Annotated in this window: 9 protein-coding genes and 1 pseudogene; 6 read left to right on the top strand and 4 right to left on the bottom strand. The window is 68.5% G+C overall.

What is annotated here, in order from left to right; translation table 11 throughout:
- Positions 1-27: 27 nt before the first annotated feature.
- Positions 28-3,071: pseudogene (locus tag ABIE45_RS25940) on the bottom strand (penicillin-binding protein 1A).
- Between the two features lie 157 nt (positions 3,072-3,228).
- On the opposite strand from ABIE45_RS25940, the gene ABIE45_RS25935 reads away from it, so the two are divergent.
- The 5 genes from ABIE45_RS25935 to ABIE45_RS25915 all read left to right on the top strand — a co-directional run bounded on the left by ABIE45_RS25935 (position 3,229) and on the right by ABIE45_RS25915 (position 11,351).
- Positions 3,229-4,896, top strand: coding sequence for an alpha-amylase family protein (locus ABIE45_RS25935; protein ID WP_192707770.1), 1,668 nt, complete (start codon positions 3,229-3,231; stop codon positions 4,894-4,896).
- Between the two features lie 88 nt (positions 4,897-4,984).
- A complete protein-coding gene (locus tag ABIE45_RS25930; RefSeq protein ID WP_192707771.1) occupies positions 4,985-5,629 on the top strand; it encodes an MBL fold metallo-hydrolase in 645 nt (214 codons plus the stop codon).
- A 5-nt stretch (positions 5,630-5,634) separates the two neighbouring features.
- A complete protein-coding gene (locus tag ABIE45_RS25925) occupies positions 5,635-6,597 on the top strand; it encodes an aldo/keto reductase (protein WP_192707772.1) in 963 nt (320 codons plus the stop codon).
- A 178-nt stretch (positions 6,598-6,775) separates the two neighbouring features.
- Positions 6,776-9,220: a DNA topoisomerase (ATP-hydrolyzing) subunit B gene (gene gyrB, locus ABIE45_RS25920; protein WP_192707773.1), complete on the top strand. Its 2,445-nt coding sequence runs from the start codon at positions 6,776-6,778 to the stop codon at positions 9,218-9,220.
- A 463-nt stretch (positions 9,221-9,683) separates the two neighbouring features.
- On the top strand, positions 9,684-11,351 hold the full coding sequence (locus ABIE45_RS25915) for a methyl-accepting chemotaxis protein (RefSeq protein WP_192707774.1): 1,668 nt from the start codon (positions 9,684-9,686) through the stop codon (positions 11,349-11,351).
- 7 nt (positions 11,352-11,358) lie between these two features.
- Here ABIE45_RS25915 and asd read toward each other — a convergent pair whose 3' ends face one another.
- Positions 11,359-12,258 (bottom strand): archaetidylserine decarboxylase, encoded by a 900-nt coding sequence (gene asd, locus ABIE45_RS25910; protein WP_192707775.1) that lies wholly within the window; start codon positions 12,256-12,258, stop codon positions 11,359-11,361.
- A 32-nt stretch (positions 12,259-12,290) separates the two neighbouring features.
- On the opposite strand from asd, the gene ABIE45_RS25905 reads away from it, so the two are divergent.
- Entirely contained in the window at positions 12,291-13,982 is a 1,692-nt protein-coding gene (locus ABIE45_RS25905) for an aminotransferase class III-fold pyridoxal phosphate-dependent enzyme (protein WP_192707776.1), read from the top strand.
- Between the two features lie 46 nt (positions 13,983-14,028).
- Here the strand turns inward: ABIE45_RS25905 and ABIE45_RS25900 are convergent, their stop codons facing one another.
- Entirely contained in the window at positions 14,029-14,640 is a 612-nt protein-coding gene (locus ABIE45_RS25900; RefSeq protein ID WP_192707777.1) for a hypothetical protein, read from the bottom strand.
- A gap of 53 nt (positions 14,641-14,693) precedes the next feature.
- A complete protein-coding gene (locus ABIE45_RS25895) occupies positions 14,694-15,380 on the bottom strand; it encodes a methyltransferase domain-containing protein (protein ID WP_192707778.1) in 687 nt (228 codons plus the stop codon).
- Positions 15,381-15,948 lie beyond the last annotated feature (568 nt).

Here is a 15,948-nt window from a genome sequence, read left to right as displayed (position 1 = left end):
GGGGTTCTCATCACTGGGAGCGGGCGGTCAGTAGCCGGGATCTTCGCCGAACAGGTAGTCCGGATCGCGGCGCCGCGGCCGACGGACCTCGTCATCGCCGAAGGGCGTGCGCGTGGTCTGGCCCGGCCAGGGCTTGTAGCTGTCCCTGTAGGGATCCTGGCCATAGGGGTCCAGATCACCCTGCGCACGGCGGCTGCGTGGCGCTGCCGGACGCTCGCCGAACGGGTCGAGCAGATCGGGGCGCGCACGCTCGCCAGTCATGTTGCCATAATAGTCGCCCGTGACGCTGGCGCCGTCCTCGCCGCCATTGAGGTCGCCATCCTCGGCATCGGGGCGCATGGCGTAGAGCGTCTCGCGCGGCACGAGGCGGTACTGCGTGTCGGCCATCTTGCCGTCTCCGCTGGTGCGGAAATGCTCGAGGAAGCCGCCGCCCGCGACCCGCACGCCGCTGCGCGGATCGACGGCCATGTCGGCGATGAACGGCCGGGCCTCTGAGGAGGGCCCCCGCAACGGCGTCTTCGCGACCCCGTTCGCCCACGCTGCCTGGAGGATCGTCGAGGCGATCGGGACGGAGACGTGGCCGCCGGTCTGGCCGCGGCCGAGCGTCTTGCGGCTGCCGTCGGCATTGTCGTAGCCGACCCAGACCACGACGGTGATCTCGTTGGTCAGGCCGGCGAACCAGGCGTCGTTCTCGTTCTCCGAGGTGCCGGTCTTGCCGGCCACGTACGGCGAGAATTTCGCCAGCGCCGCGGCCGTGCCGTGCTGGGTCACGCCCTGAAGCATGGTCTTGAGCTGGTAGAAGGCGACGCGATCGGCCGAGCCGATGCGGACGGGCTCGCGGGCCGCGTGGGTGTAGAGCGCCTTGCCGTCGCGCTCCACGGATTCGAGCGCGTAAGGCGCCGGCCGTGCGCCCTCGTTGGCGACGGCCGCGTAGAAGCCCGCGAGGTCGAGCATCCGCACCGGCTGGGCCCCGAGGACGAAGGGATAATACGGCTCGCACTCGGCGTAGATCTGCGCCTCCAGGGCGATGTCGCAGACCCGCTTCAGGCTCGCCGGCGCCTTCGGGGCGATGCCGCCCTGAAGCAGGCGCGCCGTGACGAGGTTCTTCGAGAATTCGAGGCCGCGCCGCAGGGTCGTCGGTCCGGATCCGCCGCCCTCGTAGTTCTTCGGCGACCACGAATCGCCGGCCCCGCCGATCGGCGGCAGGGTGACGGGTGAGTCCAGCACCAGGGTGTTGGGCTGCAGACCGGCATTGAGGGCAGCGAGATAGGTGAGTGGCTTCAGCGTCGAGCCGGGGGCTGGCGCACGGTCTGGGTGACGCGGTTGAGCTGGCTCAGCGGGTAGGAGAATCCGCCGGCCATCGCGAGGATCCGGCCGGTCTGATTCTCCAGCACCAGCGCGGCGCCCTGGACGGTGGGCCGCACGCGGATCTGGGCCCGCAGGCCGCCCTTGCCGCCGGAGAGCTTCACCCGAACCACGTCGTAGGGCTGCAGCCGTCCGCGGGCGATGCCCGGATCCAGGCTGGCGATGCGGCCGTCGGCGAGCCCGACCCGGACCGCGCCGCGTCCGGTTTCCAGCACCACCGCCATCGGCCAGCGGACGTCGTAGAGTACCGGGCGTGCGCTTTCGAGCGCACGCAGCCATGCCGGCTTCAGCGCCGGCGTCGCCGCGGCGGCGGCCTTCTCGGCCTTCAGGGTCTTGGCGTCCGGCTTGACCGCGTCCGACCGCGCGCCGGTGACACCCGGCGCAGCCTGGGGCGATCCCTCCGGCGCCGGCGTCGCGGCCTGGATGCGCCGGACGCTGTCGGCGAGGTTGAGCTCAGGGCCCGTATAGGTCTGCCGCCCCGTCCCGCGCTCGTAATTTGCCAGCCCGTCCTGCAGCGCCTCCTCGACCGCCCGCTGCAACCCGGCATTGATCGTCGAGCGTACCGTCATCGAGCCGGAGGTCAAAGAATCCACCCCCGCGAAGGTGCGGGCCTCCCGGTTGAGGAAGTCGACGAGGTAGAAGCCGGAATCGCGCCGCGCCGTCTCGATCGGCTTCAGGCCGAGATCGGCCTTGATGGCGGCGTTCATCTCGGCTTCCGTGATCGTGCCTTCCTCCTTGAGCCGGGCCAGCACGTAGGCGCGCCGCTCCCGCGCCCGGTCCGGGTACTTGTCGGGGCTGTAGAAGTTCGGACCCTTGGGCATGCCGGCGAGCAGCGCGGCCTCCGGCAGGGTCAGCTGTCCGACCGGCTTCCCGAAATAGCTCTCCGCCGCCATCTCGATGCCGTAGGCGCCGCGCCCGAGATAGATGCCGTTGAGGTAGAGCCCGAGGATCTGCGGCTTGGTGAGAATGCGCTCCAGCCGCGACGCGACGATCATCTCGCGGATCTTGCGCTCGTAGGTGACGTCGTCGCCCACCGACAGGTTCTTCACCACCTGCTGGGTGATGGTCGATCCGCCCGCGGGCCGGCCCGGCGAGGCGAGATTGCCGATGAAGGCGCGGATCACGCCGCGCTCGTCGATGCCGTGGTGGCTCTCGAACCGCTTGTCCTCGGCGGCGATGAAGGCCTTCTGCACCTGTGTCGGGACCGTGGTGATCGGCACCACGATTCGCCGGCCATTCGGCTCCGAAGCCTCGGCGAAGGGTTTGCCGGCCCCGTCGAGGATCCGGGTCATGCCGGGCAGCGCCTTGTCGCGCAGGGCCTCGGCGCTCGGTAGGTCCTTGGTCGCGTTGTCGTAAAACTCGATGACCGCTTTCGCGTCGAACGGCGAGTTCGGCGGGTTCTCACCCTTGCAGAACTGCTTGTAGCTCGTGTTGAGCTCGTTCAGATCGAGCCCGTGAAGGATCTTGGGCGCCGACGGCCCGGCGACGCTCGACGGATCCTCCATCGCGGTGGTGATCAGCTCGTCGAGATTGATGTCCTCGATGTCGAAGGCCTTGCGCATGTGGGCGCAGCCGTCGCGCAGCAGGCGTACCACCTCGGGCCCGTCGGTGGCGGGATCGAACTGGGTCCGGACCGCGTCCGGACGGGTCGTGACCTGGCTCAGCGTGAGGGCGGTCGCGAACAGCTTGATCAGGATGGCGTTCATGCGGGCCGGATTCGGGGGCGCAACGGAGCGGGCGCGGACCTTCCGGGCACGCGCCTGAACAGGGCGTGCACAACGCGGCTGTTTTAAGGACGCGGCGAACGGCAACGCTTTCGCGGCGTCCCACGTTCGTCATGCGCGCAGTCGCCGGGGGGCCCGCATGATCACCGACCTGTGGTACAAGAACGCCGTCATCTACTGCCTGTCCGTCGGCACCTTCATGGACGCCAACGGTGACGGGATCGGCGACTTTGCCGGGCTCGAGCGCCGCCTCGACTACATCCAGAGCCTGGGCGCCACCGCGGTGTGGCTGATGCCGTTCCAGCCCTCGCCCAAGAAGGACGGCGGCTACGACATCGCCGACTATTACGGGGTCGATCCGGATTACGGCTCGCTCGGCGATTTCGTCGCCTTCACCCACGCCGCCAAGCAGCGCGGCCTGCGCGTCCTCATCGATCTCGTGGTCAACCACACGTCGGACCAGCATCCCTGGTTCCAGTCGGCCCGGTCCGACCCGGACTCGCCGTTCCGCGACTGGTACGTCTGGTCGAAGGAGCGCCCCGCCAGCGCCGACGAAGGCATGGTCTTCCCCGGCATCCAGAAGACGACCTGGACCTACGATGCCAAGGCCAAGGCCTGGTACTTCCACCGCTTCTTCAACTTCCAGCCGGATCTGAACACCGCCAATCCCGAGGTCCTGGCCGAGATCCTGAAGATCATGGGGTTCTGGATCCAGCTCGGCGTCTCCGGCTTCCGCATGGATGCGGTGCCGTTCGTGATCGCCGAGAAGGGTGCCGATGTCGGCGGCAAGCCGCGCGAGCAGTTCGAGATGTTGCGCGACCTGCGCGAGTTCCTCCAGTGGCGCCAGGGCGACGCGATCATCCTGGCGGAAGCCAACATCCTGCCGAAGCAGGACCTCGACTATTTCGGTGACGACGCCGATCGCATGCACATGATGTTCAACTTCCAAGTGAACCAAGCAACCTTCTACGCCCTGGCGGCGCATGACGCCCGGCCGCTCGTCAAGGCGATCGAGCAGACGAAGCCGCGCCCGCTCTCGTGCCAGTGGGGCATCTTCCTGCGGAACCACGACGAGCTCGATCTGGGGCGCCTGATCGGCAAGCAGCGGCAGGCCGTGTTCGACGCGTTCGGTCCCGAGAAGGGGATGCAGCTCTACGATCGCGGCATCCGCCGCCGCTTCGCGCCGATGCTGGCCGGCGATCCCCGCCGCATCCGGCTCGCCTACTCGCTGATGTTCACGCTGCCGGGGACGCCGGTCCTGCGCTACGGCGACGAGATCGGCATGGGCGACGAGCTGTCGCTCAAGGAGCGGGACTGCGCCCGCACGCCGATGCAGTGGACCAGCGAGCACCAGGCTGGCTTCTCCACAGCCGCCCGCACCGTGCTGCCGCTGATCGACCACGGGCCCTACGGCTATGCCCACGTGAACGTCGCCGATCAGCGCCACGAGGAAGGCTCGCTGCTCAACTGGATGCAGAGCATGATCCGGCAGCGCAAGGAAGCGCCTGAGATCGGCTGGGGCGACGTCGTCGCGATGGAGACGGGACGCCCGTCAGTGCTGGCGCTCCGCTACGAATGGCGCGGCAACGCCATCCTGTGCGTCCACAACCTCGCACCGGAGCCGGTCGAGGTCGCCATCGTATCCGGCAAGGACGATCCCGAGCACGATATCCTCGTCGATCTGCTCACCGGCGCCCGAAGCGAGGTTGGCGAGGACGGCCGCCACTGCCTGTTCCTTGAGGGTTACGGGTATCACTGGTTCCGGGTCGGAGGTCTCGACGCGCTACTCAAGCGGCGGCCCGCCTGAGCGCCTGCTTGCGGGTGGGCCCGGCGCCGCGATCGCGCTATCACAGACGGGACCGCGCCCGCCGGGCGCCATCAGGACAGATTTCGCGATGCCAGGAACGCCCCGCGCCGGGATCATCCCGGTCACGCCCTTCCAGCAGAACTGCACCCTGATCTGGGACGACGCCACCAAGGTCGGCGCCGTGGTCGATCCCGGCGGCGATCTGAATCGGATCGAGGCGGCGATCCGGGAGCAGGGCGTCCAAGTCGAGAAGATCCTGCTGACCCACGGCCATGTCGATCACGCGGCCGGCGCCGACGAGTTGCGCGAGCGCCTCGGCGTGCCGATCGAAGGGCCGCACCAAGCCGACAAGTTCCTGCTCGACTCCCTACCCGAGACGGCGGCGAATTACGGCCTGGGCGAAGCCCGGGCGGTGACGCCGGACCGCTGGCTCGACGAAGGCGACGCGGTCACGGTGGGCGGTCTCGGATTCGACATCCTCCATTGTCCGGGCCACTCCCCCGGGAGCGTCGTATTCGTGAGCCGGGACGCGCGCTTCGCCCTGGTCGGCGACGTGGTGTTCAAGGGCTCGGTCGGCCGCACGGACCTGCCCGGTGGCAATCACGAGCAACTGATCCGGGCGATCAAGGAGAAGGTCCTGCCGCTGGGCGACGACATCGCCTTCATCCCGGGCCACGGACCGACCAGCACGCTCGGCGAGGAGCGGGCCACGAACCCGTTCCTGCAGGATTGAGGACCATGGACAAGCGCCACATCGGCCGCTCCGACCTGACGGTCGCGCCCTTCTGCCTGGGCGGCAACGTCTTCGGCTGGACCGCCGACGAGACGACCTCCTTCGCGATCCTCGACCGTTTCGTCGAGCGCGGCTTCGACTTCATCGACACCGCCGACGTCTACTCGCGCTGGGTGCCCGGCCATGTCGGCGGCGAATCGGAGGCGGTGATCGGCCGCTGGCTCTCGGCCCGGCCCGGCGCACGGGACCGGATCGTGCTGGCCACAAAGGTCGGCATGGACCTGGGCGAGGCCGGCAAGGGCCTGTCGGCCCGGCACATCGAGCGGGCCTGCGAGGCCTCCCTGCGGCGCCTGCGGACCGACCGGATCGACCTCTACCAATCCCATCTCGACGACGCCGAGGTCCCGCTGGAGGAGACCTTGCGGGCCCACGAGCGCCTGATCGCGGCCGGGAAGATCCGGGTCATCGGCGCCTCGAACTACAGCGCGGCGCGGCTCACCGAGGCGCTCGACATCGCGGCGTCGTCCGGCCTGCACCGCTACGAGTGCCTGCAGCCCGACTACAGCCTTGCCGAGCGCGGCTACGAGGCCGAGCTGGAGCCGCTCTGCCGCAAGGAGCAGATCGGCGTGATCGGCTATTTCTCGCTGGCGGCGGGCTTCCTGACGGGCAAGTACCGCTCCGCGCAGGACGCCGCCGGCCGTGCCCGCGAGAACCGCGTCGCCAAGTACCTCAACCCGCGGGGCCTGGCGCTGCTCGACGTGCTCGACTCGGTGGCGGCGGCCCAGGGCGCGAGCCCGGCCCAGGTCGCGCTGGCCTGGATCATCGCTCGGCCGGGCATCACCGCGCCGATCGCGAGCGCCACCACGGTGGCGCAACTCGACGAGCTTCTCGGGGCCGCGAGCCTGACCCTGACGGCGGATGCGGTCGCCCGCTTGGATGACGCCAGCGCAGGCGGTATCCAGGGCTAACGCGGCGTTAAGCCGGGAGCGTCAGAAAAGCGAGGATCCGGTCCCGCCTTAAGCCGGTAAAATCGTGCAATCTCAACGCGGAACCCCTATATCAGGCGGACCAAAGAGAGCGCAGGCATGGGCGCCCGACGGCGCGAGTTCCTCCGTCGTGACAAAGCCCGCCTGCCCGAGGACATCCATGGCCGACACCCCACAGACCGAGCCCGCCGATTACGGCGCGGAATCCATCCGCGTGCTGAAGGGCCTCGACGCCGTCCGCAAGCGGCCCGGCATGTATATCGGCGACACCGACGACGGCTCAGGCCTTCACCACATGGTCTACGAGGTGGTGGACAACGCCATCGACGAGGCCCTGGCGGGGCACGCCGATCTCGTCACCGTCACCCTCAACGCCGACGGCTCGGTCACGGTGTCCGACAACGGCCGCGGCATCCCGGTGGACATCCACAAGGAGGAGGGCGTCTCTGCGGCCGAGGTCATCATGACCCAGCTGCACGCGGGCGGTAAGTTCGACCAGAATTCCTACAAGGTCTCCGGCGGCCTGCACGGCGTCGGCGTCTCGGTGGTCAACGCCCTGTCGTCGTGGCTGAAGCTGCGCATCTGGCGCAACGACACGGAGCACGCGATGGAGTTCCGCCACGGCGACGCCGTCGCACCCCTCGCGGTGGTCGGGCCCGGCAACGGTCGGCGCGGCACGGAGGTGACCTTCCTGCCCTCGACCAACACCTTCACGATGATCGAGTTCGATTACGGCACGCTGGAGAAGCGGCTGCGCGAACTCGCCTTCCTCAATTCCGGCGTGCGCATCGTGCTGACCGACGCGCGCCATCCCGAGAAGAAGCGCGAGGAACTCTACTACGAGGGCGGCATCGAGGCGTTCGTGCGTTACCTCGACCGCTCCCGCAAGCCGATCGACGGCATGACGAGCCCGGTGGTGGTGCGCGCCGAGCGCGACGGCATCCGGGTCGAAGTGGCGTTCTGGTGGAACGACTCGTTCAACGAGACGGTCCTGCCCTTCACCAACAACATTCCCCAGCGGGACGGCGGCACCCATATGGCGGGCTTCCGCTCCGCCCTGACCCGCCAGATCACCGGCTACGCCGATTCCTCAGGCGTCTCCAAGCGCGAAAAGGTCTCGCTCACCGGCGAGGATTGCCGCGAGGGGCTCACCGCGGTCATCTCCGTCCAGGTGCCGGATCCGAAATTCTCGTCGCAGACCAAGGACAAGCTCGTCTCATCCGAGGTCCGCCCGGCTGTGGAGAACGTCCTCAACGAGGGGCTGTCGACCTGGCTGGAGGAGAATCCAAGCCAGGCGCGCTCGGTGATGGGTAAGGTGGTGCTGGCGGCCTCGGCCCGCGAAGCTGCCCGCAAGGCGCGCGAGACCGTGACCCGCAAGGGAGCGCTGGACATCGCATCGCTGCCCGGCAAGCTTGCCGATTGCCAGGAGCGCGACCCGTCCAAGTGCGAGATCCTGCTGGTGGAGGGGGATTCCGCGGGCGGGTCGGCCAAGCAGGGCCGCGACCGGGCCTTCCAGGCGGTGCTGCCGCTGCGCGGCAAGATCCTGAATGTCGAGCGGGTACGCGCCGACCGGATGCTGTCCTCGGCCGAGATCGGCACGCTGATCACCGCGCTCGGCGCCGGCATCGGCCGCTCGTCCACCGACCGCGAGGGCTTCAATCCGGAGAAGCTGCGCTATCACCGCATCATCATCATGACCGATGCCGACGTGGACGGCTCGCACATCCGGACGCTGCTGCTGACCTTCTTCTTCCGGCAGATGCCGGAGCTGATCGATCGCGGTCACCTCTACATCGCGCAGCCGCCGCTCTACAAAGCCGAGCGCGGCCGGAGGGCGATCTACCTGAAGGACGAGCGCGCCCTCGAGGATTACCTGATCGACCAGGGTACTGACGGCGCGATTCTGCGCCTCTCCACCGGCGCGGAGTTCGCCGGGGCTCAGCTCAAGAGCCTCGTCGAGGAGGCCCGGACGTTCCGGAACATCCTCCAGGGCCTGCACACGCGCTACGACCGCGCCGTGGTCGAGCAGGCGGTCCTGGCCGGTGCCTTCGACGCCGAGGCGGCGTCGCGCGCCGGCGAGGCCGAGGTGCTGGCCGACATGACCGCGCGCAGGCTCGACGCCATCGCCGACGAGATCGAGCGCGGCTGGCAGGGCGAATCGTTCGAGGGCGGCTATCGCCTCAGCCGGACGCTCCGCGGCGTCCGGCAGGTGGCGACGCTCGACGCCGGCCTGATCACCTCGCAGGAGGCCCGCCGCCTGTCCGAGCGGGCCGACGCGTTCCGGGAGATCTACGGCGAGCCCACCACCCTGATGCGCAAGTCCGACGAGACCGTGCTGCACGGGCCCGTGGCCCTGTTCGAGGCCGTGATGGCGTTCGGCCGCAAGGGCCTGCAGCTCCAGCGCTACAAGGGCCTCGGCGAGATGACCGCTCAGCAGCTCTGGGAGACCACGCTGGACCGCGACGTCCGCTCGTTGCTGCAGGTCAAGGTGAAGGACGTGACCGATGCCGACGACCTGTTCGTGAAGCTGATGGGCGACGTCGTGGAGCCGCGGCGCGAGTTCATCCAAGAGAACGCGCTGAGCGTGGCCAATCTCGACGTGTAGGGCATAGCCCGTCATTCCCGACGATCTGCGCCGCCGCTTCGCGACAAAGCGGCGGCGCGTAGCGTTTTCAGCCGGCGATTGCCCGCCGGACTGTGTTTTCGAAGAGTTGTTCTACCGTCCGTGTCATCCAGAGGTGACGCGCGAGTCGATTGACGGCGCTGGACTCCGCATCGGGCATCTCGGACAGGACTGCCGACAGACAGTGACAGTCGCGCACATTTGACTCCTGGCTTTTGGCTCCGGCTCAGTCTCAGCAAACGATCTTAAGAGATTTCAAACTCGGGACTGGAGCGATCGCTCGGATCTTCAGACAATCTAGAGCCATCTTCGCGGGCATCAAACTGAACATCTGTTTTTAATGCTGCTCCATTGCGACTTGCCGCGTTGTACACTTGAAGCGCTCCGGCACGATGCTAGACCGACAGAGCATTTCGGGCTCAGTTCGGCAACGCGATCACCCTCAATGAAGATCTCGATCAAGGCTCGGCTCATTGCGCTCCTCGCGATGCTGGGCGCTCTCCTCTTTTCTTCGGTCGCGCTCGGATCTTATGCGTTGCGCAGCAACTCCGAGAGCCTGGAGACCATCTTCAAAGACCGGGTCGTGCCGCTCAGCCAGTTCAGCATGCTGCGGGATGCGTACGACGCCATCCTTGTCGTGGCGCGCACGGTCGATATGCCCGTGGCCGATAAGGTGGCGGCTGCTGGGGTTGTGGATCGAGAGCTCGCGCGCGCGAAGCGGGTCTGGACCGAATACCTGGCCACCTACCTGACACCGGAAGAGCAGCAACTGATGGCGGACCTCGAGCCTCAGCTCGAACGGAACGCGGCCATCCTCACCGGCCTCAGCCGAGCGGCCAGAGCGCAGGAGCCGGACGCAATCGCGGCCGCAAAGGCCGAGCTGCTCAACGCCATGGGGCCGACGTCGACCGGCATCAGCAAGCTGACCGACCTGCAAGTCCGCGAGGCCCGCGCCGAGTTCGATCGCGCGGACGCAATGGCGCAGCGCCTTCGGATCCTGCTCCTCATCATGCTCGCTACTGCCGCGATCGCCGTCGCGTACGGCGTCGTCGTGATCCTCGTCCAGGTGACGCGGCCCATCGGCGAGACGACAGCGACGATGACCCGCCTCGCCTCGGGCGATCTCGCAGTCCGCGTCGGCGGTGCGGAGCGCCGCGACGAGATCGGCGCCATGGTCAGGGCCGTCCAGGTCTTCAAGGATGCCCTCGTCGCCAAGCGCGCGGCGGACGAGGCGGCCGCAACTGAGCAGGCGGTAAAGACCCGTCGCGCGGAAACGCTCGATCGCGCCACGCAAGCGTTCCGCATGCAGGTCGAACGCATGACGCACACGCTCGCTAATGCCGCCAGCGAGATGGAGGCTGCGGCCCGGGTCTTGAGCCGCAATGCCGATAAGACCGCCGCCCAGTCGGTCAATGTCTCGTCGGCCGCCGAGCAGACGTCCGCGAACGTACAGACCGTGGCGGCAGCCAGTGAAGAACTGGCGGTCTCGATCGGCGCGATCAATGGCCAGATCGCTCGGTCCACCGACATGGCGGAACGGGCCGCCGCCGATGCCGCCGAGACGAACACGCTGGTGATGGGGCTGGCCGACGGCGCCGAACGGATCGGGACCGTGATCAGCCTGATTTCCGGCATCGCCGCGCAGACCAGCCTGCTCGCCCTCAACGCGACCATCGAGGCCGCCAGTGCCGGGGAGGCTGGGCAGGGCTTCGCGGTGGTGGCGGGCGAAGTCAAGGAGTTGGCGGCCCAGACCGCCAAGGCTGCGGAGACGATCGCCGCACAGGTCGCGGCCATCCAAGGCGAGACCCACCGTGCGGTCGATGCCATCCAGGCCATCACGGCCGTGGTCCTGGATCTCAGGACGATTGCCGTCGGCGTAGCGGCCGCGATGGACGAGCAGGGGGCGGTCACGCAGGAGATCGTGCGCAACGTTAATCAGGCCGCGGACGGCACCCAGGCGGTTACGCTGAATATCGGCGCCGTGACCCAGGCCGCGGCGGAGACCGGCACCGCCGCAGCCCAGGTGCTGGAAGCCGCCTCGGACCTGTCACGGCAGTCGGACGAACTCAGCACCGCGGTCACGGAGTTTCTGGCGGCGGTTCACGCAGCGTGACGGCTCCTCAGGCCGGACCGTCCGACAGGCGCATCAGAGGCTCGCCCATGCGCAGGCGCGCGCCCTCATGCAGGGCCGGCCAGAGCGTGAAACCCGGCGGCGCCAGCACCACGATGGTCGATCCGTGCTCGAACCAGCCCATCTCCGCGCCCTTGCGGAGCCGGGTCGTGCAGGGGAGCGTCCGGCCTCTCGTAGACCGCAGATCGACCGCCTCCGGGAGAAAGCCGAGACGCAGACCCGCGACCAGGATCGCGGCCACCGGGACCAGCGTGACGGGATGGCCGCGCTCGCCCACGCGCAGACGCAGAACCGCCCGCTCGTTGCGGCAGAACAGCGCCTCGACGCGCTTCAGCGCGATCGGGTTCACGTTCCAGGTGTCGCCCCAGATGTGCCGGACCGAATCGACGCTCAGGTCATGAGGTGCGTGAAAGCGATGGTACATCCCGGCGGTCAGGCGCAGGGTCGCGTAGGTGCCGCCCTCGTGAAGGCGCGACAGCGGCTCATCGCCGCCGAGCAGGTCCACGAGCCGGTAGGACAGGCCCTTGATCTGGTACAGGCGTCCCGCCTCGATCCGCCCGTGCGCACCCAGGATCGCGTCGCTCGGGCTCGTCAGGATCGCGGGATCGGCCTCGACCGGCCGGGCTCCGGGCCGCAGGGCGCGCACGAAGGCCGCGTGAAGGCTCGGGAACCGCGTGTCCCGCACGTCGCTGAGATCGACGTCGCAGAACAGGCGCCACGTCGCGATCGAGAGATCGCGCACCCAGGGCTGCTCGATGCGGCTGAACCAGCCCATGAAGCGGGTGGCGAGGCGGCGCGGAAGGCGGTTGGTCAGAAGGAAGTTCAGATCCTCCTGCGCGCCCACGCGCGCAAGAGCCGAGCGCAGCCGCGATCCGGGAACCGTCATCATGCCGTGAACCGCCTCCGATAGGCCGCGGGGCGATGTCCGCCCTCCTCGCCGCCCTGTCCGCCACCACTGCCGTCGCGCTCCTGGCCCTGCCGCGGGCGGCGCAGCGCCTGCAGCTGTCCCGGGCGAAGCACCCTTCGCTCACCGGCCACGGGCGGATGGCGCGGCGCGTCGCGGGGCTGATCCCGCACTACGCGTATTCCGAGCACACCTTCTTCCGCTCCGACGATCCGGACGAGGCTGTGGCCCTGCGCCGCGAGGCGGGGTTCGCGCGGCTCGCCGACCTGTTCCGCGCGCGCTTCCCCCGGACCCGGGCCGAGACCGCAGCTGTGCGCGACGGCTTGTCGGACCTCCAGTTCACCGGGCTCTACCGGGTGCCGTTCCAGTATGCCCGGCACGTCCGCGATCACCTGGGCAGCGGCGCCTTCGCGGCCGCCGCCGAAGGCGTGACCGTCACGGATCTCGACGGGAACGTGTTCTACGACCTTGCCGGCTCCTACGGCGTGAACCTGTTCGGGGTCGATTTTTACCGAGCCTGCCTGGAGGAGGGGGCTGCGCGGGTCTCGGCCCTCGGGCCCGTGCTGGGCCCGCTCCATCCGGTCGTCACCGGCAACGTGGCGCGGCTGAAGGCGCTCTCGGGCCTTGACGAGGTGTCGTTCCACATGTCCGGCACCGAGGCGGTGATGCAGGCGGTGCGGCTCGCCCGCTATCACACCGGACGGCGACGCATCGTGCGCCTGTGCGGCGCGTATCACGGCTGGTGGGGCGAGGTGCAGCCGGGGATCGGCAACCCGGTCCCGACGCGCGACACGCTGACTTTGGCCGACATGTCCGAGCGGACCTTGCGGGTGCTGTCGACGCGACGGGACGTCGCCTGCGTACTGGTCAACCCGCTTCAGGCCATGCATCCCAATGCCGGGGCGCCGGCCGATTCCGCGCTGGTCGACAGCGCCCGCAAGGCGGCCTTCGACCGAGCCGCCTACACACGGTGGCTGCACGAGCTGTGGGCGGTGTGCAGTGCCCGCGGCATTGTGTTGATCCTCGACGAGGTCTTCCTGGGATTCCGCTTGGCCCGCGGCGGCGCGCAGGACTATTTCGGCCTGCGCGCCGATATGGTCACTTACGGCAAGACGCTGGGCGGCGGATTGCCGGTCGGCGTCCTGTGCGGCCGCGCCGAGCTCATGCGGCGCTACCGGGACGACCGGCCGGTCGACATCTGCTTCGCGCGCGGCACGTTCAATGCCCACCCCTACGTGATGGGTGCCATGAGCGCGTTCCTCGACCGCCTGGACACGCCCGAGGTCGCCGGGCTGTACCGCGGCCTCGACGCGACCTGGGATGCGCGGGCGGCGCGCCTCAACGGGATGCTGGCGGAAGCGGGGCTGCCGGTGCGGGTGGCCCACATGTCCACGGTCTGGACGGTCCTGTACACCAAGCCGTCCCGCTACAATTGGATGCTGCAATTCTACCTGCGCGCCGAGGGGCTGGCCCTGTCGTGGGTCGGGACCGGCCGGATGATCTTCAACCTCGCCTATGACGATGCCGCCTTCGCGGCCGTCGCGGACCGGTTCGTGGCGGCAGCGCGCGCCATGCAGGCGGATGGCTGGTGGGACGGGACGGCGCCCAGCGACAAGGCGATCCGCCGGTCGATCCTGCGCGAGGTCGCGGCGGTCAGGCTGGGCAGGCTCGGCGGCTGGCTGGGATTGCGCGCGCCGAACCAGGCCTGATCCGAGCGCGCCGGGCAGGTACACGGCCCGGCGCACGGATTCCCGTTCAGGCGCCGCGCTCGTGCGGCTCGTGATCCTCGACCCACTCGCCGTGCAGCAGCGCCAGAGGCGCCTTGTGGTAGAGCTTGATGTCGTGGAACGGGTCGGTGAGAATCTTCGTCACCCACACCAAGCCGGTCTGCATGTCGCGCTGGACGAACAGCTGAACCATGCGGAACAGCAGGCCCGCCAGGGCGAGCCACAGCCAGATCCAGCCGATATTGCGGATCAAATCGGTCGTGGTCTGATGCGGCGCGATCAAACCGAACAGGCTCGGATCGAAGTAGAGCGGCAGAGGCGAGAGGGCCCAGATCGCCAGCAGCACGATCTTGCGCTGAAGGTTGTATCCGACCTTGATCTCCTCCTTGTGCTCGTGCGTGGCCGCGTTGACGTGATCATAGCCCTTCGGCTCGAAGAACAGATGACCCGCCTGCCGAGAGGTCATGGCCACCAGCCAGCCGATCAACGCGGCCGTCGCGGGATCCTTGAACGCCAGCGCATACGCCACCAGGAAGCTGATCGCGCTGACAACGTGCAAGCTCTGGTTGACGCGGTTGTGGTGGTAGTACCGGTGGTCGTCCCAGCGCTGGACGCGCAGCGCCTCCAGAAAGCTCGCCATGATGTGCTTCCCCGATTGGATGGTTGTGGGCTGGTAAGAAGTTTCGTGCCGCCTCAGGCGTCGCGCTTGCGCAGGCGGACCAGCGAGAAGTGGCCGAGCGGCGGCAGCGCCCGGCGCTCGACGATCTCGACCGGGGCCTTGGCGGCCCAGGCGGCGTAGCGGTTCCAGGCGAACTCGGTCCGCCAGCCGAGGCGGCTGGTCACCGGAGCCAGGGCGTGCTCGACGACCCGGCGCAGGCCAGCCTCGGCACCGATCCGGGTGGTGATGACGATCTCGCCGCCGGGGCGCAGCACGCGGGCGAACTCGTCGAGGGCCGCCTCGGGGTTGGGCACCGCCGTGACCACATATTGCGCCACGACCACGTCGAAAGACGCATCCTCGAAATCGAGGTGCTCCGCGTCCATGACGGCGAGGCGCTCGACATTGCGCAGGCCGAGCCGCGCGACCCGCCGGCGCGCCTTTTCCAGCATGGGCGCCGAGATATCGATCCCGACGATTCTGCGGGCCCGGCGATAGGCCGGCAGGGAGAGGCCCGTCCCGACGCCGACCTCCAGGATCCGGCCGCCGACCCGCTCTGCCGCGGCCGCCGCCAGGGTCCGCCCCTGCGCGAAGACCGGTCCGAAGACCAGATCATAGACCGGCGCCCAGCGGCCATACGCCTTCGCGACCCCATCGCGGTCGAGGTCGGGACCGAGCGAGGCCGCGCGCGATGAGCCGGTGCCGTGCATTCCGAGGGCCATGATTGTCCTGTCTCGCTGTCTGTCAGGTCGGCGTGTCTGCGCCGCTCCGCGCGCTGGTCCTTGCAGCGCGTAGCGCCGATCAGCACCTTTTGAGGGACGATGGCCCCTGCGGAGGCAGGCCGGATTTCGGAAGCATGGCCGCTCTCGCGAAGAACCCGGGAGCCGGTCAGGAGAGACGAAGCAACGGAGGGCGCCGCATTGCCCTGCAGGTTGTGAAGCCCACACCGTTTCTCCAGCGAAGTCTTTCCGCCGGCAAAGCTATGATTGTCGTTTGACAGGGTTGTGACAGTAAATCTGCAAATTTCTGCCGGATACACTTCGTTGGCAAAGCGTTCGCCGCAGCCGACGCCTCGCATGAGAGCGCTGCAACATCGTCGTGGATGAAGCTTGTTGCGCGGGCGCACGACCGGCGCGAGCAGAAGCGCGACACGTCTTGTTCATGATGCGGACAGGGCTTCGCTGCTGCCGTCTCGCCGTAAAGCCGCGAATGCGCGATGATTTGAAGACCTGACGGCCGGAGGTCGCGCCTTCGACATCTTCTCGCCCTGATATCGACGAGATGTGACCC

The sequence above is a fragment of the Methylobacterium sp. OAE515 genome, from assembly GCF_041806315.1.
GTDB lineage: Bacteria > Pseudomonadota > Alphaproteobacteria > Rhizobiales > Beijerinckiaceae > Methylobacterium > Methylobacterium tardum.
The sequence above is the reverse complement of the archived record's forward strand: the minus strand, read 5'-3'. Positions and strand labels throughout refer to the sequence as shown.

Excerpts from the sequence above, each read along its gene's own strand:
- asd (WP_192707775.1), bottom strand. The coding sequence starts at position 12,258 with ATGATGACGGTTCCCGGATCGCGGCTGCGCTCGGCTCTTGCGCGCGTG.
- gyrB (WP_192707773.1), top strand. The coding sequence starts at position 6,776 with ATGGCCGACACCCCACAGACCGAGCCCGCCGATTACGGCGCGGAATCC.
- ABIE45_RS25935 (WP_192707770.1), top strand. The coding sequence starts at position 3,229 with ATGATCACCGACCTGTGGTACAAGAACGCCGTCATCTACTGCCTGTCC.
- ABIE45_RS25925 (WP_192707772.1), top strand. The coding sequence starts at position 5,635 with ATGGACAAGCGCCACATCGGCCGCTCCGACCTGACGGTCGCGCCCTTC.
- ABIE45_RS25915 (WP_192707774.1), top strand. The coding sequence starts at position 9,684 with ATGAAGATCTCGATCAAGGCTCGGCTCATTGCGCTCCTCGCGATGCTG.
- ABIE45_RS25905 (WP_192707776.1), top strand. The coding sequence starts at position 12,291 with ATGTCCGCCCTCCTCGCCGCCCTGTCCGCCACCACTGCCGTCGCGCTC.
- ABIE45_RS25900 (WP_192707777.1), bottom strand. The coding sequence starts at position 14,640 with ATGGCGAGCTTTCTGGAGGCGCTGCGCGTCCAGCGCTGGGACGACCAC.
- ABIE45_RS25930 (WP_192707771.1), top strand. The coding sequence starts at position 4,985 with ATGCCAGGAACGCCCCGCGCCGGGATCATCCCGGTCACGCCCTTCCAG.
- ABIE45_RS25895 (WP_192707778.1), bottom strand. The coding sequence starts at position 15,380 with ATGGCCCTCGGAATGCACGGCACCGGCTCATCGCGCGCGGCCTCGCTC.